This is a genomic window from Paenibacillus sp. FSL W8-0186 (assembly GCF_037969765.1).
Lineage (GTDB): Bacteria > Bacillota > Bacilli > Paenibacillales > Paenibacillaceae > Fontibacillus > Fontibacillus woosongensis.
This window is the reverse complement of sequence record NZ_CP150207.1, coordinates 25,933-49,852: the sequence shown is the minus strand read 5'-3', so window position 1 is coordinate 49,852 and position 23,920 is coordinate 25,933. Positions and strand designations below refer to the sequence as shown.

Sequence of the window (23,920 nt, the reverse complement as noted above, 5' to 3'; positions counted from 1 at the left end):
CAGCCGCTAGCGCACAAGCCGCAGGCGGCGCAGCGCCGCCACCAGCCGCGGCGAAACGCGCGGCAACGCCGCGAGCTCGGCGGCGCTCAGCAGCCCGGTGCGCAGCACGGCTGCCGCAAACACGGCGGCGCCCACGGCCACGCCGAGCAGGCTCTCGGCGAGCGCCGCCATGCGCCCGCCGCCAAGCGGCAGCGCGCCCAGGCGCACGAGCAGCACGGCGCCCGCCATGGCGAGCACGGCCGCCGCAGGGCGAAGCAGCTGCGCCAGCGCTGCGCTGGCGCCTCGCCGGGCGCGGCCGGTGCGCCGGGCAAGCAGCGCCAGGTTGAGCGCTGCTGCAGCGCCGTAGGCGGCGATGCCGGCGAGGGCGGCGCCCGTGATGCCGAGCGGCGGCACGAGCAGCGCGTTCAGCGCGGTCTTGAGCGCCGCCGCGGCGAGCAGGTGCAGCGCAGGGGCGCGCACGTGGCCGAGCCCCTGCAGCAGCGCTGCGCTCACAGTGACCAGCGCGCCGGGGGCCGCCGTCCAGGCGATCCACGCCAGCGTCGCGCTGCCGAGGTCGTCCTCATACAGCATCACGTTGATCGGCTGCGCCAGCAGAGCCAGTCCAGTTGATGCGGCGAGGCCGATCAGCCAGAACCAGCGCAGTGCCAGCGTCGTCTGGCGCTGGATTCCTACCGGGTCATTCTTCATTCGCAGCTCCGTCAGCGCAGGAATGAACATCACCGACAGCGAGGAAGCCAGCATCGTTACCAATTGAACGAGCGGGACACCGCGGTTATATATGCCAACCTCCACCATGGCCTGAAGTTCATCAGCTCCCCTGCTTTGCAGCAATCTCGGAAGCGTGAAGGTGTCTACCAGACTAAGGAGCGGAACGGCGAGAGCTGCCAGACAGACGGGAATGGCATAAGCCAGCATGGCCGCGAGAAGCTTCGTTCCCCTCTCTTCTCCAGCGCCTTTCGCCCGGTCAGGGATATCGATTTGTGAAGCGGCACCAAGCTTCCGGCTAGGTGCCGTGCTCTCCCTTTGCCCGGAGCTGCGGCGCCAAAATACAAGCATGACCAGAAGCCCCGCCATCCCGCCGGCGGCTGATCCGGCAAAAGCCCCTCCCGCGATAACATCATCCGCGGCGCCAACCCCCGTCCAGTATAAGAGCAGGACGATCATTACCGTTACGCGGACTGTTTGTTCTGTCACTTGGGAGACTGCCGTCGGCACCATTTCCTGCAGCCCCTGGAAGTAACCCCGCAGAGCGGCCGTCAGCGGGATGAATAGCAGGGCTGGAGCCGCGTTGCGCAGCGCTGGCAGCAGCTGGCTGCTGCCAATGGCACGCGACAGCAGCGGGGCTCCAAAATACAGCATGGCAAAACCAGCTACCCCGAGCAGTCCCATTATCAGGCTGGCCATCCGCAAAACGGACCGCTTGCCGGCCTCTTCGCCCAACACCTGACGCTCCGCAATGAATTTGGAGACCGCTGCCGGAAAACCGGCTGTGGCAAACGTAACGATCATCATATAAAACGGGTAGACGGTATTATAAATGCCGAATACCCCGTCCCCTCCGATGTTTTGCAGCGGAATCTTTTGCAGTGTTCCCAGCAGCTTTGTCACTACAGCAGCCAGCGCGAGGACGGCTGCCCCTTTAAGCAGCTTGGATGGCCGGGGTTCGGTAAACTCGTTTTTCATCATAGGCACCCTACTTTAAAGTTCAAAATATGCATCAGGTACCATTATAAGACGATTTTGCTCCCCGTTAAAGCAACGGCAGATCACACCGCTCAATAGCTCTGCCATTGCCCTAGGACATCACCCGCACTTTTTAAACGGCGCAGTACGCCCTCCCTGCATGTCCCCACAAACAAACTCCCGCCTGCCAAAGCGGTGCTTAACCGTTCAGCGCAGCGGGAGATCATCGGCTTATCAAGACACAATTACTGCTCCATTTGTTTGCCGAGAAAGCCTGCGGCCGTCTCAGCCATCTTCGACTCCAGCTCCGACATTTTTATAGACTCATCCTTATTCAGCAGTACGACTGTCCCGATTGGATCACCGCCCGAAATGATCGGAGCGATAACATAGGAAGAAATAGTCTCGGGATGATCCTTATTAATTTCATAGCTTCCCGTGTTCGTTTCAAGCAGAATTTTGCGCCCGTCCATGCTGCTCTCCAGCAGAAGGCTGATTTGCTTGTCCAGATACTCCTTTTTGGAGGCTCCCGCCACTGCGATCAGCGTATCCCGGTCAGAGATGAGGGTAATATGGCCTGTGCTCTCATACAAGGACTCGGCGTATTCCTTGGCGAAATCGCCCAGTTCACCAATCGGGGAATACTTTTTCAGAATCACTTCACCGTCGCGATCCACGAAAATTTCGAGCGGGTCTCCCTCGCGGATCCGCAGCGTGCGGCGGATTTCCTTTGGGATAACTACCCGTCCAAGATCATCAATACGTCGTACAATTCCAGTAGCTTTCATATCACATGTTGCCCCGCTTTCTTAAGAAGTTTTGACTACTGTCTGATGAATATTCCTTGCCCTTCTATACGTACATTGCAAAAGTCCGCGACGACTGCAGACGATTTGCCTCACCTTGCTTGAAGCAAGATTAGCTGGCGATTTGTGTATATGATAAAGGGATCTCGGCTTCTGTGATTCTGACCATAGTATTCATCCCTTTCCAGCACCTTATTCATTCGTTTTGTCATTGAAATCCGCTTTACACCCCAATTGGGAAAAGAAAGCAGCGCGAAATGATTCGCGCTGCCGCCCAGAATGGTAAATCGGAAAAAAAACTGGTTTTCTCCCTAATTTACAAGAAACCTGAATCCCTTACTTCGTATTGCCTGCGTTTCCGTCGGTTTTCTCGCTGTTGTTCGCTCCAGCATTTCCGCTGTTGCCAGATTCCTTGCTTGTTCCTTGCGAATCTGTCCCTGCGTTGCCTTCGCTCGCCGGTGGCGTTGCAGCGTTGTTGTCAGTTTCTGTGTTGTTCTCCACCTTAGGCAGGTCGATCTTCTTGATGATCTTGTCCAAATCCTTGTCCATGAACTCGTCCAGCTTGTTGGAGCCGACCAGGTTCTTAATCATGTCTTTCTCCTCTGCGGTCAAGTCCTCATACTTCTTCTCGGTACGCGATTCCACCCGCATAATATGGTACCCATAATCCGTCTCTACGGGGTTGCTGATTTCGTTAATCTTCAGCGTTCGCGCTTTCTCCTGGAATTGTGGCACCCATTGCGTTACCAATGCATCCTCATATAAACCGCCGTTATCTTTCGAGCCGGGATCCTCGGAATATTCCTTGGCTAAGGTCGCGAAATCTTCCCCTTTATCCAGCTTGGCCTTGACTTCGTTCGCCAGCTTCAGGGCGTCTTCTTTGCTGCGCTCCTTGCCCTCGGCGTCCGTCAGGCCGATCAGAATATGCCGAACCGATGCCGTCGTGTAATCGTCTTTAGTGGCTTCGAATTCCGTCTTGATGTCTTCCTCTGTAATGCCGGCTGTTTGGCTGGCGACTACCGTGAAAATGCGGACCATGTAGTTCTTCAATTCATCTTCGGTGATCTTTTGAGTATCCAGCATTTGCTTGAATGCCTCATCGCCCATTTGCGTTTTGATCGCTTTGAGCTGATCCTCCGCCGTTTTCTTGCCTTCTTTCTGTGCCTTATCATCGGCTTTCCCGGACAAATATTCATAAGTTATAGCTTGCTTCACCAAAAATTCCCGAAAATCGTCCAACTCCAGCAGTTGTGCCATTTGAGGCTGAAGTGTTTTCATGATGCGCAGCTCAAGATCAAATTCGTTCTCAGTGATTTCCCCGCCTTCATAGGTGGCTACCACTTTGCCCGAGCTGCCGTTATTTGCTGCTTCTTTGCCTTTATTGTCATCTTTCTTGCCGCATGCCGCTAACATGGAAATCGTTAATACCGCAACCAGCGCAATAAAAAGCGTCTTCCAGGAACGTGCTTTACTTCGAGACATCTTGTAGTTCCCCTTTCAATTTGAACGAAACCTTCAGGGCCTCAAGGAATTGCTCCAACAAACCCATCAATGCTTTATCGTCCAATTCCTTGGTTTTGATTCGGATCAGCATCGCCGAACCCTGATTAAATTGTACACGCCTTCCGAACAGATTGCCAACTTCCGCAAGCTTGGCTGGAAGAATATCCTTCTCCCGCCCATCGAGGAACTTTATGACAGTCTCGTCTCCGCGCCGTGTAATGGATTCGATTCCATAGAGCTTGCCGTAGAGCTTCACCCGGGCCACGGACAGCAAGTTTTCCACAGCCTCCGGCAATTCTCCGAACCGGTCGAGAAGCTCGTCCTCCAGCTCGGCAACGTCTTCGAAAGCGGCGGCCGAAGCTGTTTTTTTGTAAATCTCGATCTTTTGAATACTATCATAAATATAGTCAGAAGGTAAATACGCATCAATTCCGAGGTCGATGGTCGTATTCCAGGCCGTATCCTCAGGCGACTTTTCGCCTAACATCTCTATCTTCCGCTTTTGGATTTCTTCAGCCAGCATTTGAGAGTACAGATCAAAACCCACCGACGCGATAAATCCGTGCTGCTCGGCGCCAAGTAAATTTCCCGCCCCGCGTATGGACAAGTCTCTCATCGCAATTTTGAATCCGGAACCAAGCTCCGTAAATTCCTTGATGGATTGAAGACGCTTCTCCGCCACTTCCGTCAGGGACTTGTCTCGCTGATAGGTAAAATAAGCGTAAGCGATCCGGTTTGAACGGCCGACGCGTCCGCGCAATTGGTATAGCTGGGATAGGCCCATTTTATCCGCATCATGTACAATAAGCGTATTTACGTTTGGGATATCTACCCCGGTCTCGATGATGCTCGTACTAACCAGTACGTCATACTCACCGTCTAGAAAATCCAGGATCGTCTTCTCCAGCTCTTGCTCAGACATCTGGCCATGCCCAACGCCCACTCTGGCTTCAGGAACCAGCATCGAGATTTGTGCGGCCATCTCCTGAATGCCTTGGACACGGTTATACAGGTAATAGATCTGCCCGCCCCGCGCCAGTTCCCGTTCAATCGCCTCGCGGACCAGAGCCTGACTATGCTCCACGACGTAGGTCTGTACAGGGAACCGGTTCTCCGGTGGTGATTCGATGACCGACAGATCCCGCACGCCCAGCATAGACATGTGAAGCGTTCTAGGTATCGGCGTAGCGGTCAGCGTTAATACATCGACGTTCGTCTTCAGCTTCTTGAGCTTCTCCTTATGGGTTACACCAAAACGCTGCTCCTCATCGACGATCAGCAGTCCCAAATCCTTGAATACTACGTCCTGGGATAATAGGCGATGCGTCCCGATTACGATGTCGACCGTTCCTTGACGGACACCCTTGATCGTCTCGTTCTGCTCTTTGCGGCTGCGGAAACGGCTTAAGGTCTGTATGTTGATCGGATAACCCGAAAATCTTTCGCGAAATGTCTCGTAGTGCTGCTGTGCCAGGATCGTCGTCGGCACTAGAACAGCGACCTGCTTCCCTTCAATCGCGGCCTTGAAAGCAGCCCGGATTGCGACTTCTGTCTTGCCGTAGCCAACGTCGCCGCATAACAGGCGGTCCATAGGTCGGGACAGCTCCATGTCCTTCTTGATTTCCTCGATCGCCCTGATCTGATCCCTTGTCTCCTCATAGGGGAACATCGCTTCGAATTCCAGCTGCTCGGGCGTGTCTTTCTCAAATCCGTAGCCAGGCGATGCCTGGCGTTCAGCATACAGCTTGATGAGGTCGTCAGCGATATCCTGTACGGAGGAACGAACCTTGTTCTTGACTCTCGTCCATTCGTTTCCACCCAGCTTGTATACTTTGGGTTCCTTATCTTCGGAGCCTACATATTTCTGGATCAAATCGATCTGCTCGATCGGTACGGACAGCTTATCTCCACCCGCATACATAATATGCATGTAGTCTTTGTGAATGCCGCCGACTTCCAAAGTACCGATGCCAAGATATTTCCCGATCCCGTGATTCTGGTGAACTACATAATCGCCAACTTTAAGCTCTGTATAGCTCTTTATGCGCTCGGCATTATCCATGCTCTTCGTAACTTTACGAGCTTTGCGCTGCTTCTTGGAGAACATTTCTCCTTCTGTAATCACGACCAGATGCACCGAAGGCAGCTCGAACCCCGACTGCAGATTCCCTTGCAGCAAGGCGGGCTCTTCAATGCCATAGTCAAGCAGCACCCGCCGCATCCGTTCGATACGCTCCTCGCCGCCAGCAAGCATAATCACGTTGGCCCCGCTTTTCTTCCAGCGGTCCATCTCCGCCTTGAGTACGTTCATTTGGCCATGGAAATCCTGCATCGCCCGGCTGACGAAATTGATAATGTTTTGCGGCTGTACATGAGGCACCTGCCTGAGGAAGAGCGATAGGAACAACGTCTGAAACGGCCGACGGTAAAGAACCTGATCCCCCTCCATCGCAAGCGGCAGATCAGGCAGGCTTTTGCCATTTTGGAACAGATGCAGATGCCATTCCGCTTCATCCCGTTCCAGCTGTTTAGCCGTCTCCAGAAGCCTGGCCGGTTCGTCCAGAATCAGCAAAGCGTCTTCCGCCATAAAATCATACAGCGTTTTATTCTCAGGATAGATCAGCGAAATGTATTTATAGTTTTCCGGAAAATACACCTGCTCACGCAGCAATTCAATTTCCCTGGAAATTTCCTCTTTCAGTTTTTGCTTGGCCTGGCGATCGGTCATTTTCTCCAGCTGTTGCTCCAGCCGCTCCGATACAATTTGTGCGGCCTTGGTCAAACGTTCCTTGGAGGCGATAAGCTCCTTGCAAGGAGGAATCGATACATGCTTCACCTGATCGATAGAACGCTGATCCGCCGGATCAAACGTACGGATCGAGTCGATTTCATCGTCGAACAGCTCTATCCGGTAAGCGAGCTCCGCAGTCAGCGGATAGAAATCGATGATTCCCCCGCGGATGCTCATCTCGCCACGCGATTCTACCCGTTCAACTCTCTCATAGCCAAGCTCGACCATTTTGCTTAAAAAATGATCCAGCTGCAGTGTACCGCCAAGTGTAATGTCCAGATGCGCGGCAGCCATCGTCTCCGGTGACGGAATAAATCTGCGAATGCCGGAATAAGGCACCACGACAACGCCCCGGAATCCTTGGGAGCATTTGAGCAGTACCTCGATGCGCTGCGCCAGCGTCTCGGGACTTGATACCGCCGATTCCGCCGCGACAAGCTCGTTCGCCGGATACAGCAGCACCTCTTCGGCCGATAGCGCTTCCTGCAAATCCTCTGCAATTTTCTGAGCTGCAAACATATTGTGGGTCACGACGAGAAGGGGACGGCCGGTTTCTCTGTACATCGCGGCCAGCATGATTTGTTTAGACGATCCGGATAAACCGGAGATCAATTGTTCCTTCATTCCCGAATTTACGCCTGCTACGGCAGCCGCAAAATCCGGATCTTTCGAAAAAGCTTGTATAAGTGCTTGTAGCAAATGAGGCACCTCTCTTAAAATACTTACTGAAAATCTATATTACCCGGGTTACGGGCCGTAACCCGAAGCAAAAAGGAGCCTCAGCAACCGTGCCAAGGCTCTATTCAATCTCCATCGATGTATACCTGCGCTGTTTGTTCCGCCTGGTTCATTGCAGCGGGCTGTTAAGCAAGGTCAGCTCCGGATGATTCGTTAGCGCCTCGGCGCAATAATCGCACGTTACGCGAACCGTCGTATCGCCGCTTGAATCATACGCTATTATATCTCTCCGCTCATCGGGGGTCAAGAAATGGAAGCCGAGCTGCACTTCGGATACGCCAGCCGATTCAATCCGGCCGATTTGGGCGCGGCAATGTCTGCATACATAGTTTATTGCCATCATATGCCTCCTGAAAGATCATTATACCTTCAGTATGCCCCGAATCGACGTCGTTTAGCCCTTTGTTGCCAGCGTTTAACTACATCGTGATCTGTCGGTTTATCCATCAGCGATTGAATTTAGCCATCGTTTGCTCAAAGGTATGGTCCAGACTGAATTCCAGTGCATCGCAAGCCTCCTGAATCGATTGCTCCAGCATGGGCTTCTCTTTTTTTGCAAAAGAAGACAGGACATAATCGACAATCGCATATCCGGGCTCAGGCCTGGAGATCCCCATGCGGATCCGGTTGAACGTTTGGGTCCCCGTATGCTGGATAATCGACTTGATCCCATTGTGGCCGCCGGCGCTTCCTTGGTAGCGAAGACGGTTTCTGCCTATTTCGGTATCCAGGTCGTCATAAACGACGATCATGTCCTCCAGGCTGACTTTGTAGTAGTCCATGAAGGCCCGAACTGCTTCCCCGGACAAATTCATATAAGTCATCGGTTTGATGAGCGCTACTTTTTTTCCGCCGATGATGCCGTCGCCTACCAGGGCTTTGCATTTACTCTGACGGATATCGATGCTGTGCCTCTTAGCCAGCTCGTCCAGCGCCATGAATCCGATGTTATGTCTTGTTTTCTCATATTGGGCTCCCGGATTACCGAGGCCTACGATCCATTTCATGAGGTATGGTGTACTCCTTTCGTCTGGTCTCAACCCTCCCAAACCCTCCCTTACCGTAAGGGAGGGCCCCCAGGGCTTGCAGCCCTCGGGACTCCCGCAAACTAGAGTAACGTGGGAGGTACACAGGCGTTCCTACTCGCTGTCCCCTTCGGGGATGTGCTCTACTTTAGGTGCGTGAAACGCTTTTCGTCTGGTCTCATCCCACCCAAACCCTCCCTTACCGTAAGGGAGGGCCCCCAGGGCTTGCAGCCCTCGGGACTCCCGCAAACTAGAGTAACGTGGGAGGTACACAGGCGTTCCTACTCGCTATCCCCTTCGGGGATGTGCTCTACTTTAGGTGCGTGAAACGCTTTTCTCCCTTCGGGTACGTCTTACTTTTAGTGCACCCGGGTAACCTGAGAAACAGCTGCGATTACAGCTACTCCCTGCTGGGAGACGCTCTCCCTTCGGGATACGCTTGCTTCGTCGGTATCTCTATATAAACGTAAATACGCCGATAAGGGTTACATCCTCCGTGCAGGAAGATGTAACCCCCGAATAACAAGGAATCCTTATTCGATTTCGAACAGTTTGCTGATAGAGAGCTCTTCATGAACGCGAATAATCGCTTCTCCCATCAGCGGAGCGACCGACAACACTTTAAGCTTGCTTGTTGGATTCGGATGCGTAATTGGAATCGTATCAGTAACCACAACTTCCTTCAGCGGAGAGTTTTCCAGACGTTCCATCGCCGGACCAGACAGCACAGGATGCGTACAGCAAGCGTAGACTTCTTCAACGCCGCCTTCTTTTAAGGCATTAGCGCCAAGAACGATCGTACCGGCCGTATCGATGATGTCATCGACAAGGATGGCCGTCTTGCCCTCAATGTTACCGATGATGTTCATCACTTCACTGACATTCGGTTCCGGACGGCGCTTGTCGATAATCGCAAGCGGCGCATTCAGGAAATCCGCCAATTTCCGGGCGCGTACAACACCGCCATGGTCTGGGGATACAACGACCGGATTCGGAATTTGCTTGGAACGGAAATATTGGGCCAAAATCGGTACTCCGAGCATGTGATCGACCGGAATATCGAAGAAGCCCTGAATCTGCATCGCATGCAGATCCATTGTAATTACACGGTGCGCGCCTGCCTTCTCGATCAAGTTCGCCACCAGCTTCGCCGTGATCGGGTCACGTGAGCGGGCCTTCCGATCCTGACGCGCATAACCGTAATACGGGATAACCACGTTAATGCTCTTGGCTGAAGCCCGCTTCAAAGCATCCACCATAACAAGTAGCTCCATCAGATTATCGTTGACCGGCGCGCAAGTGGATTGCACGATGTATACGTGGCAACCTCGAACGCTTTCGGACAGCTTCACCTGGATTTCTCCATCGCTGAAGCTGGTCGTTTCCGAATCTCCCATAGGGATGCCGATATAATCAGCGATTTGATGCGCCAGTTTTGGATTAGAGTTACAGGTGAATATCTTCAGTTTAGAATCACAATAAGTCATAAAATAAAAACCCTCCGTGCTGTTATCGATAGTTCAAATCGATTCTGGTCATTAAAATGGTTACTGCGTCTAACATCCTTTGCCGTTGTTGTCATGCCTTTACTGCTTTACATCCAGATTCCTCGGCTTTACTTTTGAACGCATACTTCTATATTACACTATCTTGCCATAACATTACTAATAGAGCTTGCTCACTTTCGTGAACAGGAGTTAAGATTGTTTTTCTTTATCGCGTTTTGCCTTGGCTCTGCCACGGAGTTTTTCCGCATATCCCGCCTTATTCTCCTGACGGTTTCTGGCGATGGCCAGGTCATTATCCGGAACGGAATGGGTGATGGTAGAGCCTGCAACGACATATGCGCCTTTGCCGATCTTCACCGGTGCGATCAAATTGACATTGCTGCCTACGAACGCATCATCCTCGATTTCGGTAATAGACTTATTATAACCATCATAGTTAACGGTTATCGCACCGCAGCCAATATTTACATTCTTGCCTACTTTAGCGTCCCCGATGTAGCTCAAATGGGACACCTTGGAGCCTTCGTCGATGGAAGCGTTCTTGATCTCTACAAAATCCCCGACTTTGACATGCGCTCCAAGCTTTGCTCCCGGACGCAAATAAGCGAAAGGTCCAACGGTAGTCTCGCTGCCTACTTCGGCATCCATGAGTACCGACTGCTTCACCTTCGCCCCATTATGGATTTGGCAATTATTTATTTCCGTCCCTGGTCCGATCACGCAGTCCTCGCCAATGACCGTATTGCCCGCGATCGAAGTTCCCGGATAAAGGATCGTATCCGAGCCGATTTGCACGTCCGCTCCGATATACGTTGATTGAGGATCGATAATGGTGACCCCATTTAACATATGCTTCCGGTTAATTCTTTCCCGCATAAACTGCTCTGCTTCGGAAAGGGCCAACCGGTCGTTGACTCCGATCGATTCCGCATAATCCTCGGTCATATAGCCTTCAACAATTTCCCCGGAATTGACAAGAATACCAATGACATCCGTCAGGTAATATTCTTGCTGGGCATTGTTGTTCGTAACTTTGCTAAGAGCAGCAAACAGCTTCGCATTATCAAAACAATAAGTGCCTGTGTTGAATTCCTGCACTGCATCTTCTTCCGGAGAACAATCCTTCTGTTCTACGATTCGCACAACAGAACCATTCTCCCCCCGGATCACTCGGCCATACCCCTGAGGGCGTTCCGTCCAGGCTGACAGCACGGTAGCCGCTGCACCGCTCTTTGTATGCAAAGCGATGAGCGATTCCAGTGTCTCCGGCTTCACAAGCGGGGTATCTCCGCAGATGACAATGGTAACTCCTTCTTCATCCTTGAACAGCGGCTCTGCTTGTCTTACAGCATGGCCCGTGCCGAGCTGCTGTTCCTGCAGCACATATTCTGCCGATGTTCCGAGATAAGATTTCACTGCTTCTGCACCGTGGCCTACCACCACAATACTTCGTTCACAATTGATTTGCTTTACCGTGTCCAGGACATGCCCGACCATCGGTTTGCCGCAAACGGGATGGAGCACTTTATAAAGCTTGGACTTCATGCGCTTCCCTTGTCCTGCAGCAAGAATAATCGCTAATCTTTTCAAGGCCCCGGCCTCCTTCTCTTGAACTCATTACTGAATATATCTTATTTAACACAAAAAGAAAAGAGAGCCATGTATCATGGCTCCCTTTTCTTCGAACCCCAATTGGTTAGACAAAAACCAGTACTTAAGCCCCTTCTTCAATAACTTCTTCCTGGTCAGCAGCGCGCTCGTATTCAGCCAATACTGCGGCTTGAATCTTCTCGCGTGTGCCTGAAGAAATTGGATGAGCGATATCCCGGAACTCCCCGTCCGGTGTTCGCTTGCTTGGCATTGCTACAAACATTCCATTATTTCCGTCGATGACGCGAATGTCATGAACAACAAACTCGTTATCGATGGTAATGGATGCAATTGCCTTCATTCTGCCTTCCGAGCTGACTCGGCGGAGCCTTACATCCGTAATTTGCATATGTGTTCACCACCTTTTTCCATCAGGGACTTGGTGTAATATTCCACATAGCCAACGGAAATCCTCCTTTTTTATGGAACAAAATACCCTAAATTCAGGAATTTTTTTGAAATCATGAGGTTTTCGACATGATTCGTCTATAACATAGCCATTTTTTGATGAATCGACAGAACTTTAAAACGGTTATTTTGAGAAATAGTTGCCTGGCTCTACTTTAATTTCCTTACCCTTGGCATCGACCACTGTCAACGTGGCCAAGGATACGTAATCCTGAAGCAATCTTTGCTCCGATTCGATCTCACCCGACTCGACCAGGACGCCTACGCCGGCAACCTCAGCATTAAATTCCGCCAATAGGTCTACCATCCCCTGGATGGTGCCTCCGGCCTTCATGAAGTCGTCCATAATGAGGACTCTGGATTTCTCTTTCAGCGCGCGCCGGGACAGGGTCATCGTATGCAGGCTTTTGTGCGATCCCGATACATAATTGATGCTAACGGCCGACCCCTCGGTAACCTGATGGTCCCGCCTCACCAGCACGACTGGTAAATTCAGCTCAGCCCCTGTGGCATAAGCGAGCGGGATTCCTTTCGTCTCCACGGTCATAACACAATCGATTTCACGGTCAGCGAAAGCAGTCGCAAATAATTTACCGGCCTCGTTCATAAGCGCAGGCTGACCCAATAAATCAGACATATACAAATAACCGCCCGGCAAGATGCGATCCGGCTGCGATAATTTCTCACACAGCTGATTAATAAATGTAAGAGCATGCTCTTGGCTCACTTTAGGAATATACTTTACCCCGCCTGCAGCCCCGGCCAAAGTATGCAGTTCTCCCATGCCTTCGCTTTCAAATACTTCCTTAATAATCGCCAGATCCTCGCTGATCGAGGATTTGGCCGCCCCGTAACGTTGTGCAAAAGTGGTAAGTGGTATCAAATGATGGGGACGTGACAATAGAAATCGCGTCATTTCCACCAATCGAGCGCTTCTCTTTAATTTTTTCACGAAGTACCCCTCTAAATCCGAATATTTTAATGAAAATATTACACGATTGTACGCCTTTATTCAAGCCTTCCCTTAAGTCAGCAGGCGCACAGCGTAAACTTCTTTGCAAAAGCCGCGCAGCCCGTTATAAATCCGGAACGCCTTGGATTCCTTGGAAACCAGGCCGAATACTGTAGGCCCGCTGCCGGACATGAGTACGCCGTCGGCCCCAAGCTTCAGCATCGTTTCCTTCAGATGCGCTACCTCTGGATATAACCTCAGGGTCACTTCCTCCAATACGTTCCCTAATTCCCCGCATACCTCAGGAAAAGAAGATCGTTCAATCGCCGTTCGCATGCGATCGGCAGAAGGATGCTCCTTCACCTGATCACTGCGGAAGCGCCCGTAAATTTCCGCAGTCGATACATTAATAGGCAGCTTCGCTAGCACAACCCAGCACTGCGGCGGATTGGGAAGAGGGGTTAATTGCTCCCCTCGGCCAGTCGCAAGCGCCGTTCCGCCCGTTATGCAGAAAGGGACGTCGGACCCCAATTCAGCACCAAGCTGCTTCAATTCCTCTACAGGGATGTTCAGATCCCATAACCGGTTTAAGCCGCGAAGCGTAGCTGCCGCATCGCTGCTGCCGCCGGCAAGGCCTGCAGCTACCGGAATATTTTTATCCAAATGAATATACACGCCGCTGCGGACGTTGTACCGCTCTTTAATCAGCTTGGCCGCCTGGAATGCTAGATTCTTCTCATCCAGCGGGATATAGCCAGCCTGGCTTGAAATAATGATGGTATCCCGGGATAGGGCTTCCATTTCTAAACGATCGGCTAAATCCACCATGGTCATGATCATTTCAACCTCATGATAACCGTCCGGCCGCTTATGTAATACATCCAGCATCAAGTTGATTTTCGCTGGAGCTTTCTCGTAAATCTTCAAGGCGTACACCACCCTCAGCATGTCCATGGAATCTTTTCTTGCTCGTTGCAAGCATTAACGTTTACCATATTATAAATTTAACTGCGGCCTGCGTCTATTGCAGACGGTCAAATACCTGCCGTATGTATGCTTAATTCTCAATATGTTAACAAACAAGGGGCCTTCCTGAGTCAGGAAAGCCCCTTGTTGAATTATTGCCGTGCAGCCGCACGTTCTGCCATTTCGATGGCTCTCTTCACCATATTTCCAGCATCCTTGGCCTTAATGCCTCCCCAGCCCTCCTGCTGAACGGTGTCGTAGAACCCCAGTTCCTTCGCAAGCTCCATCTTCAGCTCTTCCGACATTACACTACGCCGTCTCCGCGCCATGGCATGTCCCTCCTTACAGAATGATGGATATAGGAACATTGGATAGTATGCGCCGCTGGCAGCTCATCATACGGCGAAATACATTCCAGGATGCACTTCTCACTAATAAAGAAAAAAACGGCGCCGCTCAACGCGGACAGCCGTTTATTTAACTCATCATGATGCTCACTATTTAATATACGTAATCCGCATCTCGTTATCGCTGCTATCGTCACAAATCATCACTTCAACGGATTCGGTAAGTATATCGGCATAACTGTAAGACACTCGCTTAAAAGTCTGTTGCTCTTCATCCAATTTCACGATAAAGACAGATGGATATGTCTCTTCCAATACACCGGTACGTTCGACGGTCTTACGGCGACCACCGTTCGCACGCAGCATAATTTTCTGTCCTACGTAAGCGTCGAGACTATGCTTAATTTCCGACAGCGTATTTTTAGCCATTGCCTGTGACCACCTTCTTTCTTTGTCCATTATACAAGGAAGGAGGTCATTTGTCAAACTGAAATAAATAATTATATCAGGGAGAAAAAAGTATTGTCAACGATTTTTTTTCGACATCTTTTTATGAGGAGATTTATTTGCCATAAATCCCGGATAAACCGCATAATTCGGCGTTTTTCGGCAGATTTCAGTTCCTTCTCAAAAAACAAAAGAAGCACCTCACGGTGCCACTCACAAACCATAATATATGAAAATAAAACCTTACATGGATGGAACTACCTTCAGAGTAGTTAAATCTTTAAGCTTAGGCAAACCGATCCGGTAGCTTCCTCGTGTCTCAATCCCGCCGACGCCCTGCGTCCCGCTGATCGTATTATTCAAAACATCCATCATACTAATTGTATCGCGGATCGACGTAAAGGATATCTTTGCGGCAATGTAGACCGGGTCGAGCGCGTGAATAAGCACGCGGGAAGGCGAGCTGGCAAAGTTCGCCCCAGCTTGCAGCAACGCTTCGAAATGGGACTGGCACGCCCCAGCGACGACCGTTAACGCATCAAAGTTGCGCTCATACTGTCGAGCGGTCTGTACTGCCTCAACAAAATGGCTGGAGTTCTTGTAACTCGTCAAATTATACAGATCTGCATGCGGCCGGTTCTTAAGTACACCATCATGTCCTGTTATGACCACAATGTCCGGATGGATGCTCGGAAGAAGACGGTACAAGACGCTCGCCATTTGCGACTCCGCCACATAATAGCCATGGACAGGAACGCGAAGCTTCTCATACAGCTCCAGACTCTTCTTCAAGTACCTCTCGTCTCCGTCCAAATGCAGAACCTTGCCTGGGACCTCGAAATAGGACGGCTCGTTCTGCGCGTACCACAATGGATTCCCCAGGCTTGCCTGATTGCGCTCAGTCTGCTCCTGACGATCACGATGCAGCCGTTTTAATGACTCCGTGGCCTTAATGCGCGCTCTTCTAGCCTTCTCGCTTGGAGAGGCTGGATCAACCTTAACGAGATCATGCAAAGGGGCATCGGCCAGCAGCCTAAACTCCGTCCCCTTAATCATCGCTTCATTCCGCTGTATGCTTTCCACCCGGAATGTCACGTCCCCGCCGTACGACTTCCGGACTACCAAGTCTCCCAAGTTCGTCAAATAAATCACCTCTACCCTAAGGTATGGGCGAAAGCGGGGATTGGTTACAGGAGCGGTTATTTAAAAAGCCCTCTTTTGACCACGAAGCAGCAGTTATTAATGCTTCATGCCTGCAGCCAACAATACGTTGCTAAGCACGGCATACTCCTGCAGAGACAGCGTCTCGGCCCGGCGGCTCGGCTCTATGCCCGCCTCGGCAAGGAGCTGCTCCAACCGCTCGCGGCCCTCCTTCGGAAAGAAGCGGCTCTTCAGATTATTGGCAATCGTTTTCCTTCTCTGGGCAAAGGATGCATGCACGACATCGAAGAAGAAGGCCTCATCCTCTACCGAGACAGGCGGCTCCTTTCGAACGCTCAAACGGATGACTGCGGACTCTACATTCGGCTGGGGAATGAACACCGTATGCGGCACGATGCAGACGAGCTCCGGCTCGCTGTAATACTGCACGGCGATGCTGAGGCTGCCGTAAGCCTTGCTCCCAGGAGAAGCCGCCATACGCTCAGCGACCTCCTTCTGAATCATTACGACGATATGCTCAAGCGGCAGCCCTTCCTCCAGCAGCTTCATCAAAATCGGCGTGGTAACGTAATAGGGCAAATTGGCCACGACACTTACGCCCGACACATCTTTGAACTGCTGTTCAAACAGCTCGCGCAAATTTAGCTTCAGCACGTCTCCATGCACGACATCAACATGCGGGTAAGGCTCCAGCACTTCCTCCAGAATGGGGAGCAGCCGCTGGTCGATCTCGACGGCGGTTACCTTGGCGGCCTGCTGAGCCAGCTTCTCCGTGAGGGCCCCGATGCCGGGTCCGATCTCCAAAGCCCCCTTGGTCTTGTCCAGCCCTGCCGCTTCGATGATGTTCGCTAATATATTCTGGTCGATCAGGAAATTCTGACCGAGGCTTTTCTTAAATGAGAATCCATGCCGCTGAATAATTTCCTTTGTGCGGCGCGGCGTTGATATATCTTCTCTACTCATGGCACTTTATACCCCTTTGTCCTCCAATTGAGCCAGCGCAGCCAGAAACTCCTCCCGGCTAATCCGAAATACGTTAAGCCGTTTGTAAAGCTGCTTGCCGTTGCAATAACCGATGCCAAGCAATTCACCGATCACGCGCCTTCTGGCGGCGGCTGAAGGGTGCACGATCAAGCCGGCGTCTATTAAGTCTTCCCAATCGATGAGCGTGTCATCAGCCTCAGCAGCTTCCGTCTCGGTATGCACACGTGCCAGCGCTTCCCGAATGGCTTCGGGAGAGGCATTCTCCACACCGATATCACCACGCCGCGTAGCATCGGCCTCCCGCAGGAAAGCATGTTTGCAGCCCGGTACCCGACCTGCGACAATTTTGCGGATTCGCTCGCCAGCATGGTCAGGATCAGTCAAAATGATGACCCCGCGCCGCTCCTGCGCCAGCTCAATCTTGCGCAGCACGGTCTCGTTGACGGCCGAACCTCCGGTTTCAATCGTATCGGCCTGAACGGCCCTTTTGACGGCAACGGTATCGTCCCGCCCTTCCACGACAATAACCTCTTTAATCATGGGAACAAACGACCCTCTTCCTCATACGCAAAAAGAAGAGGACTTCTCCTCTTCTTTCCATACCTTTTTCATTTATCTATAGTATCTTATTCCTTTTACAAAGTAAAACAGGAATTAGTTCAATTCTGGTTTGTTTGGACCGATAACATACACCGTGCGTCCCTTCTTGCGCCCGAAGTTCTTCGCCGATTGCAGGCTATCGAAGTAAACGTCCATTTTGTTGCCCTTGATGGCGCCACCCGTATCCTCGGCTCTGCGGAACCCAATGCCTTCGATATATACCCACCAGCCCATAGGAACAACGTTCTTGTCTACGGCGATCGTTCTGCCTTCCGTTACACGTGTCCCGGAGGCGGTCTTCGTACCGATTCCATCCTCTTCGGCGGAATAGGCGGTTAGTGTGACGTCTTTAAGCACTTTTTTATATTTAAATGAGACGCCGCCTTTGGTTGTCGTTCCACTGATATCCACTTTATCCGCAGTGCGGGTAATATTAGCGGCGAGCACAGCCTCGGGCTTAGGCTTCGTACCTACAGCGACTACTTTGTCCTGAGCTTTCGTCTTGATCTCTTTGCTCAGCCAACGCTTGGATACGAAATTTCCGTCTTCATACACTTTTTCGATGTGATGTACAACTACTCCTTCGCTACCCTGCTGCAGCACCTTCGTCTGCCCCTTCTCCAGATTAGGATCCGAGGTTTTGACGACGGCAAATGGCACGGTCTCTTTCGTCTGTACTGTATGCTTGGATACGCGCACCACTTTGATCTGGAGATCGGAAGTAACTTTGCTGCTTAAATCCGGAGTGATCTTGTCATCCGGGTTTACGGTAATGCCAAGCTCGTTGATAATGCCCTGTACACTGGATTGAGTCGTTAAATGCGACTTTGTCTTGCCATCCACGTTGACTTGCACCGGAACCGCCCTTACGATAACGATCCGGTCCCCTTTCTTCAGGGAGCTCTCAAGCGGCCGTGATATGCTATCACCCTGGCCCAGCACGATGGAATGTTCATCCAGTACTTGATTCACTACAGATTTACGGGTCTCGATCTCCTGGATCTTCCCGTCTACCACCAAATAAATGTTCTTGCTGTTGCCGTTCAGCCAAATCAGAATAACGATGATCGCTGCAACAGTTAACAACGTGACGACCGATATCTGACGTAGGTTCTCATGCTTCCATCGCAATGCGTAAGACATACTGGATGAGCGTGATTCATGGGTCTCTTCTTTCTTGAAAATGCCCACTTTCCGTCCTCCTTCATAGTCCCGCCCTAGGTCAATGCATGATGAGATGTTGACGTGACTATTTCCGTTTTTTACGGAATGCTAGAACTGCAGCATCCCGCATCCTGCCCCAGTCTGGTCGGCAATTGTCACCTCCTGTTTTACAACAGTATGATGACCCTATTACAATTATTCAAAACAAAAGAAGCCGGAAGAAAGAGTTAGAGCAACTCTTTCGTGGCTCCTGTAGGTCTTGGTGTAATAGGATGCACGAAGTTGCCTCTCTTGACACGCTTACGAGGTTAGCTGTCGGGTTCGGACGAAGAGAGCCGCCCTTTCTCGGTTCATTCGCTCATGGCGCAATGACCTCGAATTCACCCCAAAGATCCTGCAAAGAAATCAAATACGGCAACGTTGAAAATGAAAACAATTCACCAAGCCGTATCCGGTTCCCCCGTTCTCCTCTACGGAGACTCAGCGAGACTGGTTCTGGAACATGATTCGATGGCCATAGGCAATACGCCAAACTCGGCCAAATCGATCACTGAAAAGATTCTATCCTGTTTCAATGCATGTTGTAAAGGACGAATCAAGAACGTTTTCTTAAGAAAAAGGTTAAAAAAATGTAATAGACTCGGTGTTTTAAATTAAAATGCATTAATCTTTCCAGAAATCTCTTCTTTTCACCGCTTTTGCTCCCGATTTCACCGAATGGAAAATCGTTCCAGTGAATTTCGGGTTGTGATTTCTGCAATTTCTTGGAAGGACAACCCTTTTAATTCAGCGGCTGCCTCTGCCACTAAATGGACATAGGCGGACTCATTTCTCTTTCCACGATGTGGATGTGGAGTCAAATAAGGGGAATCCGTTTCAATCAATAACCGGTCGAGCGGTGTTTGTTTCAACACCTCTTTAGGCTGCTTAGCGTTTTTGAAGGTAATCGGGCCCCCGAAGGACAAATGAAATCCCATATTCAGACATAATTTGGCCGTTTCCCAGCTCCCCGAAAACGAATGCATTACTCCTCCGACTTCTTGGGCTTTCTCTTCCCGCAAAATACGCACTGTATCCTCATGAGCATCCCGGTTATGAATGACGATTGGCATTCCAAGCTCCCGGGCCAGCCCGATCTGCTTGCGAAATACAGCATGCTGGACATCCTTGGGTGAAGTATCCCAATAATAATCAAGACCAATCTCTCCAATGGCGACGACTTTCTCATGGCGGCATAATTCAGCAATCCAGTCCAAATCCTCTTCCTTCATCGTGATAGCATCCTGGGGATGCCAGCCGACGGCGGCATATATGAAGTCGTAGCTCTCGGCCAGCTTCATTGTGGTAGGAATCGTTTCCCGATTAAAACCGATGTTGATCATGCGCGTAACTCCCTGTTCCACTGCGCGAGAAATCGTTTCCTCGCGATCCTCGTCAAACTGCTCTGCATCCAAATGCGTATGTGTATCCACTAACATGGCGATAACCCTCCTGTAATTAAGTCTCCTGTCCAAAAATACGAGCCAAATCAGCAGGCAGCTGAGAATAGACCGCCTGTAGTTTATTGTCTGGAAAGTACAAATAAAATTTACCCCGCTGTATACCGCTAATCGACCGGACAATATCGGAAACCTCCGATATTTCCACCAAGCGCTCCTGCTTGTCCAGCAGCAAAATTTGCTTACCGCGAAGTTCTTCGTCAGGACGAGACACATCATAAGGCAAGTCCGTTGGAAAATCAATGATCAGATCATAATCCGGATTTAAGCCTAATTTTCGGAATTCTTCGCGAATTTCCCTTATTTTCTCCAAATCGAGCGAATCCAGTTCAACATATTTGTACAATTTACGATCCATAAAACGGGTGCAAAGATCAGCGAGCAGGGAATCAGCCTCATTTTTCCACTGCATAAAAGCCGTTTGAATTAAAGCTTCATCTAATAGCAAATATTGCTGCACTGTCAGTTCAGAGTTAAACAAGCCCGGTAAAGGATTGGGAAGAAAGGAAAATGAATACCCTTCCGCATATAGCTCCTTGGCCCGTCGAAAAATTTGCCGCAAAATAATTTCCGAGCTCCGCGTCACCGGATGAAAATAAATCTGCCAATACATTTGATAACGGGACATCAAATAATCCTCTACCGCATGCATGCCGGTCTCCTTCACGACAATACGTCCCCGGTATGGCCGCAGCATCCGCAAAATCCGATCCATATCGATCGTACCGTAATTGACGCCGGTGAAATAAGCATCCCTCAGCAAATAGTCCATACGGTCAGCATCTAGCGGACTGGTCACCAGATTTACGACAATTTCATTGGGATAGTCCTTCCGTATGACAGAAGCTACTTTGTCCGGGAAGTCCTCGCCCATTCGCTTTAGAACATGCCCTACTTCCGTATCGCCAAGCAAAATGCGGCAGGTCCAATCCTCATGATTCATGTCAAAGGCTTGTTCGATAGAATGGGAGAAAGGGCCATGCCCCAGATCATGGAGCAGTGCCGCGCAGAGCGCGACAAGCCGTTCCTCCTTTGGCCAGTCCGGATAATTATTTCGCTCGAACTGGGAAATGATTCGCCGTGTGATCTCATATACTCCTAAAGAATGAGAGAATCTGCTGTGCTCAGCACCATGAAAGGTCAAATAAGAAGTGCCAAGCTGCCGAATCCGGCGAAGCCGCTGAAATTCCTTCGTATTAATAAGTAACCAGATCAATTCATCCTGAACATGAATATAATTATGAACAGGATCTTTGAATACCTTTTCTTCGCGAAGGTTATGCATGGCCAATTCTCCTTGTTTTCAATTTATTTTGAAACTACAAGAATTTAACTTCACAGGTCATGTTGATAAATTCGACAAAGTTTGTCGAATTTTGTCTAATATAGTCATGTTAGATGTCGGAAGTATGTCGAATGCTTAAAAAGCCCGGTATAAAAGCAGTTTTTTAAAACAACTCGTACATTTATATCTTTAATTTAGTAATTTAACTGAACTCTACCATAAATAGGTTGACTGTTTTGGGAAACGTTGGTATTATAAATATCATAAAAGATAGAAGTTTGTCGAATAATGACGCTTTTAAAAATTTTCTTAAAATTTCCGCGAGAGGGGTATCATCAGTCATGATGAAATCAACAGGTATTGTTAGAAAAGTAGATGAGCTAGGTCGTGTAGTTATTCCTATCGAACTGCGTCGTACGCTCGGAATCGGAGAGAAAGATGCGCTTGAGATTTATGTGGACGGGGAGCGTATTATGCTGAAGAAATACGAGCCTGCCTGCATCTTCTGCGGCAACGCTGAGAACGTAACATATTTCAAAGGTAAAATTGTTTGCCATGAATGCCTCACAGAAATTCCAACACCTGTGACAAATTAAGAATTATAGTATATAATAGACTTACTGAATCTGTTAATTCTAACCTTTTTCATATCTCCTTGGTGCCTTCTTCGGCTTGAACCCGGCCGAATGAAGGCTCCCTTTTTTTGTGCTCCCCTATTTTATGCCCATCCTTTGGCCATTTTCCCACCCATTGCTATATCAACGACTGATAAATATCCCTCTTGGATACCCCCCGATCCTGCGCGGTCTTCTTCATTGCCTCCTTTCGGGATAACCCTTCCTCTTCGTAGTGTAACACATGGTCGTGGATAGACAGAGACTGCCACCAGGCGTTCCGCTTCTCTTCAAGCTCCCCTGGGTCAACTCCTTCTACTACAATGCAATATTCCCCCATCGGCGGATGCTCCCCCAGCCATTCTAGACATGCCTCGACTGTTCCCCGGGCCATTTCCTCAAAGCGTTTCGTCAGCTCACGAGCCAGAACGATTCTCCGGTTCCCTAGAACAGCGAGCATGGATTCCAGAGTTTTGATCAGTCGGTGCGGGGATTCGTAGAATAACAACGTGCTCTGTTCCTCCTGCTGCATATGAAGTATTTCATCCCGCTCCCTCTGTTCCCTGGGAAGAAAGCCAATAAATTTGAAACTGTCCGTAGGCAGACCGGAAACGATTAAGGCCGATAAAGCCGCATTTGCTCCCGGCACAGGTACAACGGGTATTCCCGCCTCAATCGCCAGCTTCACCAGGTCGCTCCCAGGGTCGGAAATGGCTGGCAGACCGGCATCGCTGACGAGAGCCAAATTTTTTCCTTCTATTATAAAGCGTATCAGTTCCGGTCCACTAGCCACCCGATTATGATCATGATAACTCAGCAGCTTGCCTGGCGTAATTTCGAAATGGGATAGCAGCTTTCTCGTCTGTCTCGTATCCTCCGCCGCGATAATATCTGCTTCCCGCAGTATTCGCACTGCCCGATAAGTCATATCCTCCAGATTACCGATCGGCGTGGCGACTAAATAGAGCGTTCCGCAGCCGGATAGTTGACCCTGCTGCTGCTCGGCGAAGCTTCTCTGCACCTTTACACTCATCATTTTCCCTCTTTTGACCCGTAATATATTTCGTATATTTCTTTGCAGTATTCCCCATTCTCCTCGTATACGATCAGCGGCGGCAGTACCCTTACATCCGGCTTGCCATCACGCAGCGCTTCAATAAGCACCATGTTCGCCTCCATGCCTGCCCGCGGATGAACGAAGCGAATAACCTTAGGCTCAAGCCGATATTGCCGTAGAAGCGTCATAATTTCACCTAGCCGCTGTGGCTTGTGCACCATCGACAATTTGCCCCCGGTTCGCAGCAGTCTCATGGAGGAGCTGATGACCTCCTCCAGCGTGCAGTGAATCTCATGCCTGGCAATGGCTTGATGCCGATTCAGCTTCAAATCCCCGCCGGTCAGCGGCATATAAGGGGGATTCACCGTCAGTGCATCGTACGCTCCGTGCCCTGTCTGCTGTACAAGCTCCCGCAGGTCTCCCTCGCGGATGGTGACCCGATCCTGCAGAGCATTCAGCTGTATGCTGCGGCGCGCCATATCCGCAAGCCGGGGCTGTATTTCAATTCCCTCGATCTGCGCCTCCGTACGCGTGGACAGCAGCAGTGGAATCACGCCATTGCCCGTACATAGATCAATGATTTTGCCCCGCTTCGGCACGGCTGCAAACCGGGCCAGCAGTACGGCATCCATAGAGAAGCTGAACACCTCGTCACTTTGAATAATCCGTAAATGATGCGTCAGCAGATCATCCAATCTTTCTTTTTCGTATAAAGGTACTTCCATCGGTAAT

At 50.5% G+C, this 23,920-nt stretch carries 22 protein-coding genes and 1 riboswitch; of the genes, 1 reads left to right on the top strand and 21 read right to left on the bottom strand.

The window, feature by feature from the left end; all coding sequences use genetic code 11:
• Positions 1-6 precede the first annotated feature (6 nt).
• From MKX50_RS00225 to MKX50_RS00135, 19 genes are all read right to left on the bottom strand, one after another.
• Positions 7-1,683 carry a polysaccharide biosynthesis protein gene (locus MKX50_RS00225; RefSeq protein ID WP_339159945.1) on the bottom strand — a complete coding sequence of 559 codons (1,677 nt, stop codon included), beginning with the start codon at positions 1,681-1,683 and terminating at the stop codon, positions 7-9.
• Between the two features lie 245 nt (positions 1,684-1,928).
• The gene (gene spoVT, locus MKX50_RS00220; RefSeq protein ID WP_213595357.1) at positions 1,929-2,471 is read right to left on the bottom strand and encodes a stage V sporulation protein T; all 543 of its coding nucleotides are present in this window, start codon (positions 2,469-2,471) and stop codon (positions 1,929-1,931) included.
• A 354-nt stretch (positions 2,472-2,825) separates the two neighbouring features.
• Positions 2,826-3,971, bottom strand: a complete 1,146-nt coding sequence (locus tag MKX50_RS00215) for a peptidylprolyl isomerase (RefSeq protein WP_213595355.1) — start codon at positions 3,969-3,971, stop codon at positions 2,826-2,828.
• Positions 3,958-7,482, bottom strand: a complete 3,525-nt coding sequence (gene mfd, locus MKX50_RS00210; protein ID WP_339158096.1) for a transcription-repair coupling factor — start codon at positions 7,480-7,482, stop codon at positions 3,958-3,960. Before mfd ends, MKX50_RS00215 begins: the two co-directional genes overlap by 14 nt.
• A gap of 148 nt (positions 7,483-7,630) precedes the next feature.
• The gene (locus MKX50_RS00205; RefSeq protein WP_213595351.1) at positions 7,631-7,861 is read right to left on the bottom strand and encodes an anti-sigma-F factor Fin family protein; all 231 of its coding nucleotides are present in this window, start codon (positions 7,859-7,861) and stop codon (positions 7,631-7,633) included.
• Positions 7,862-7,967: 106 nt separating this feature from the next.
• Positions 7,968-8,528: an aminoacyl-tRNA hydrolase gene (pth, locus tag MKX50_RS00200; RefSeq protein ID WP_213595349.1), complete on the bottom strand. Its 561-nt coding sequence runs from the start codon at positions 8,526-8,528 to the stop codon at positions 7,968-7,970.
• 551 nt (positions 8,529-9,079) lie between these two features.
• Positions 9,080-10,033 (bottom strand): ribose-phosphate diphosphokinase, encoded by a 954-nt coding sequence (locus MKX50_RS00195; RefSeq protein ID WP_055105514.1) that lies wholly within the window; start codon positions 10,031-10,033, stop codon positions 9,080-9,082.
• A 210-nt stretch (positions 10,034-10,243) separates the two neighbouring features.
• The gene (glmU, locus tag MKX50_RS00190) at positions 10,244-11,644 is read right to left on the bottom strand and encodes a bifunctional UDP-N-acetylglucosamine diphosphorylase/glucosamine-1-phosphate N-acetyltransferase GlmU (protein ID WP_213595347.1); all 1,401 of its coding nucleotides are present in this window, start codon (positions 11,642-11,644) and stop codon (positions 10,244-10,246) included.
• Between the two features lie 124 nt (positions 11,645-11,768).
• Positions 11,769-12,053 (bottom strand): septation regulator SpoVG, encoded by a 285-nt coding sequence (gene spoVG, locus MKX50_RS00185; RefSeq protein ID WP_110930526.1) that lies wholly within the window; start codon positions 12,051-12,053, stop codon positions 11,769-11,771.
• A 183-nt stretch (positions 12,054-12,236) separates the two neighbouring features.
• Positions 12,237-13,064, bottom strand: a complete 828-nt coding sequence (gene purR, locus MKX50_RS00180; RefSeq protein WP_213595345.1) for a pur operon repressor — start codon at positions 13,062-13,064, stop codon at positions 12,237-12,239.
• 72 nt (positions 13,065-13,136) lie between these two features.
• The gene (gene ispE / locus MKX50_RS00175) at positions 13,137-13,991 is read right to left on the bottom strand and encodes a 4-(cytidine 5'-diphospho)-2-C-methyl-D-erythritol kinase (RefSeq protein ID WP_213595413.1); all 855 of its coding nucleotides are present in this window, start codon (positions 13,989-13,991) and stop codon (positions 13,137-13,139) included.
• A 191-nt stretch (positions 13,992-14,182) separates the two neighbouring features.
• A complete protein-coding gene (locus MKX50_RS00170; protein WP_155613567.1) occupies positions 14,183-14,359 on the bottom strand; it encodes a small, acid-soluble spore protein, alpha/beta type in 177 nt (58 codons plus the stop codon).
• A 168-nt stretch (positions 14,360-14,527) separates the two neighbouring features.
• Positions 14,528-14,806 carry a Veg family protein gene (locus tag MKX50_RS00165; protein ID WP_155613568.1) on the bottom strand — a complete coding sequence of 93 codons (279 nt, stop codon included), beginning with the start codon at positions 14,804-14,806 and terminating at the stop codon, positions 14,528-14,530.
• Between the two features lie 261 nt (positions 14,807-15,067).
• Complete coding sequence (gene yabG / locus MKX50_RS00160) at positions 15,068-15,967, bottom strand: sporulation peptidase YabG (RefSeq protein ID WP_213595343.1); 900 nt, start codon at positions 15,965-15,967, stop codon at positions 15,068-15,070.
• A gap of 96 nt (positions 15,968-16,063) precedes the next feature.
• On the bottom strand, positions 16,064-16,948 hold the full coding sequence (rsmA, locus tag MKX50_RS00155) for a 16S rRNA (adenine(1518)-N(6)/adenine(1519)-N(6))-dimethyltransferase RsmA (RefSeq protein ID WP_213595341.1): 885 nt from the start codon (positions 16,946-16,948) through the stop codon (positions 16,064-16,066).
• A gap of 6 nt (positions 16,949-16,954) precedes the next feature.
• Positions 16,955-17,509: a ribonuclease M5 gene (rnmV, locus tag MKX50_RS00150; protein WP_213595339.1), complete on the bottom strand. Its 555-nt coding sequence runs from the start codon at positions 17,507-17,509 to the stop codon at positions 16,955-16,957.
• A 114-nt stretch (positions 17,510-17,623) separates the two neighbouring features.
• A complete protein-coding gene (locus MKX50_RS00145) occupies positions 17,624-18,760 on the bottom strand; it encodes a 3D domain-containing protein (protein ID WP_213595337.1) in 1,137 nt (378 codons plus the stop codon).
• Positions 18,761-19,014: 254 nt separating this feature from the next.
• A riboswitch (cyclic di-AMP (ydaO/yuaA leader) is annotated at positions 19,015-19,229 on the bottom strand.
• A 214-nt stretch (positions 19,230-19,443) separates the two neighbouring features.
• Positions 19,444-20,211 carry a TatD family hydrolase gene (locus MKX50_RS00140; protein ID WP_213595335.1) on the bottom strand — a complete coding sequence of 256 codons (768 nt, stop codon included), beginning with the start codon at positions 20,209-20,211 and terminating at the stop codon, positions 19,444-19,446.
• Between the two features lie 19 nt (positions 20,212-20,230).
• On the bottom strand, positions 20,231-21,517 hold the full coding sequence (locus MKX50_RS00135; RefSeq protein WP_213595333.1) for an HD domain-containing protein: 1,287 nt from the start codon (positions 21,515-21,517) through the stop codon (positions 20,231-20,233).
• Positions 21,518-21,858: 341 nt separating this feature from the next.
• Here MKX50_RS00135 and MKX50_RS00130 point away from each other — a divergent pair, with 341 nt between their 5' ends.
• Entirely contained in the window at positions 21,859-22,113 is a 255-nt protein-coding gene (locus tag MKX50_RS00130) for an AbrB/MazE/SpoVT family DNA-binding domain-containing protein (protein ID WP_019640040.1), read from the top strand.
• 157 nt (positions 22,114-22,270) lie between these two features.
• Here MKX50_RS00130 and rsmI read toward each other — a convergent pair whose 3' ends face one another.
• Both rsmI and MKX50_RS00120 read right to left on the bottom strand, forming a co-directional pair.
• A complete protein-coding gene (gene rsmI / locus MKX50_RS00125) occupies positions 22,271-23,164 on the bottom strand; it encodes a 16S rRNA (cytidine(1402)-2'-O)-methyltransferase (protein ID WP_339159942.1) in 894 nt (297 codons plus the stop codon).
• Positions 23,164-23,913 (bottom strand): tRNA1(Val) (adenine(37)-N6)-methyltransferase, encoded by a 750-nt coding sequence (locus MKX50_RS00120; protein WP_213595409.1) that lies wholly within the window; start codon positions 23,911-23,913, stop codon positions 23,164-23,166. The genes rsmI and MKX50_RS00120 overlap by 1 nt, the downstream gene beginning before the upstream one ends.
• Positions 23,914-23,920: the final 7 nt, after the last annotated feature.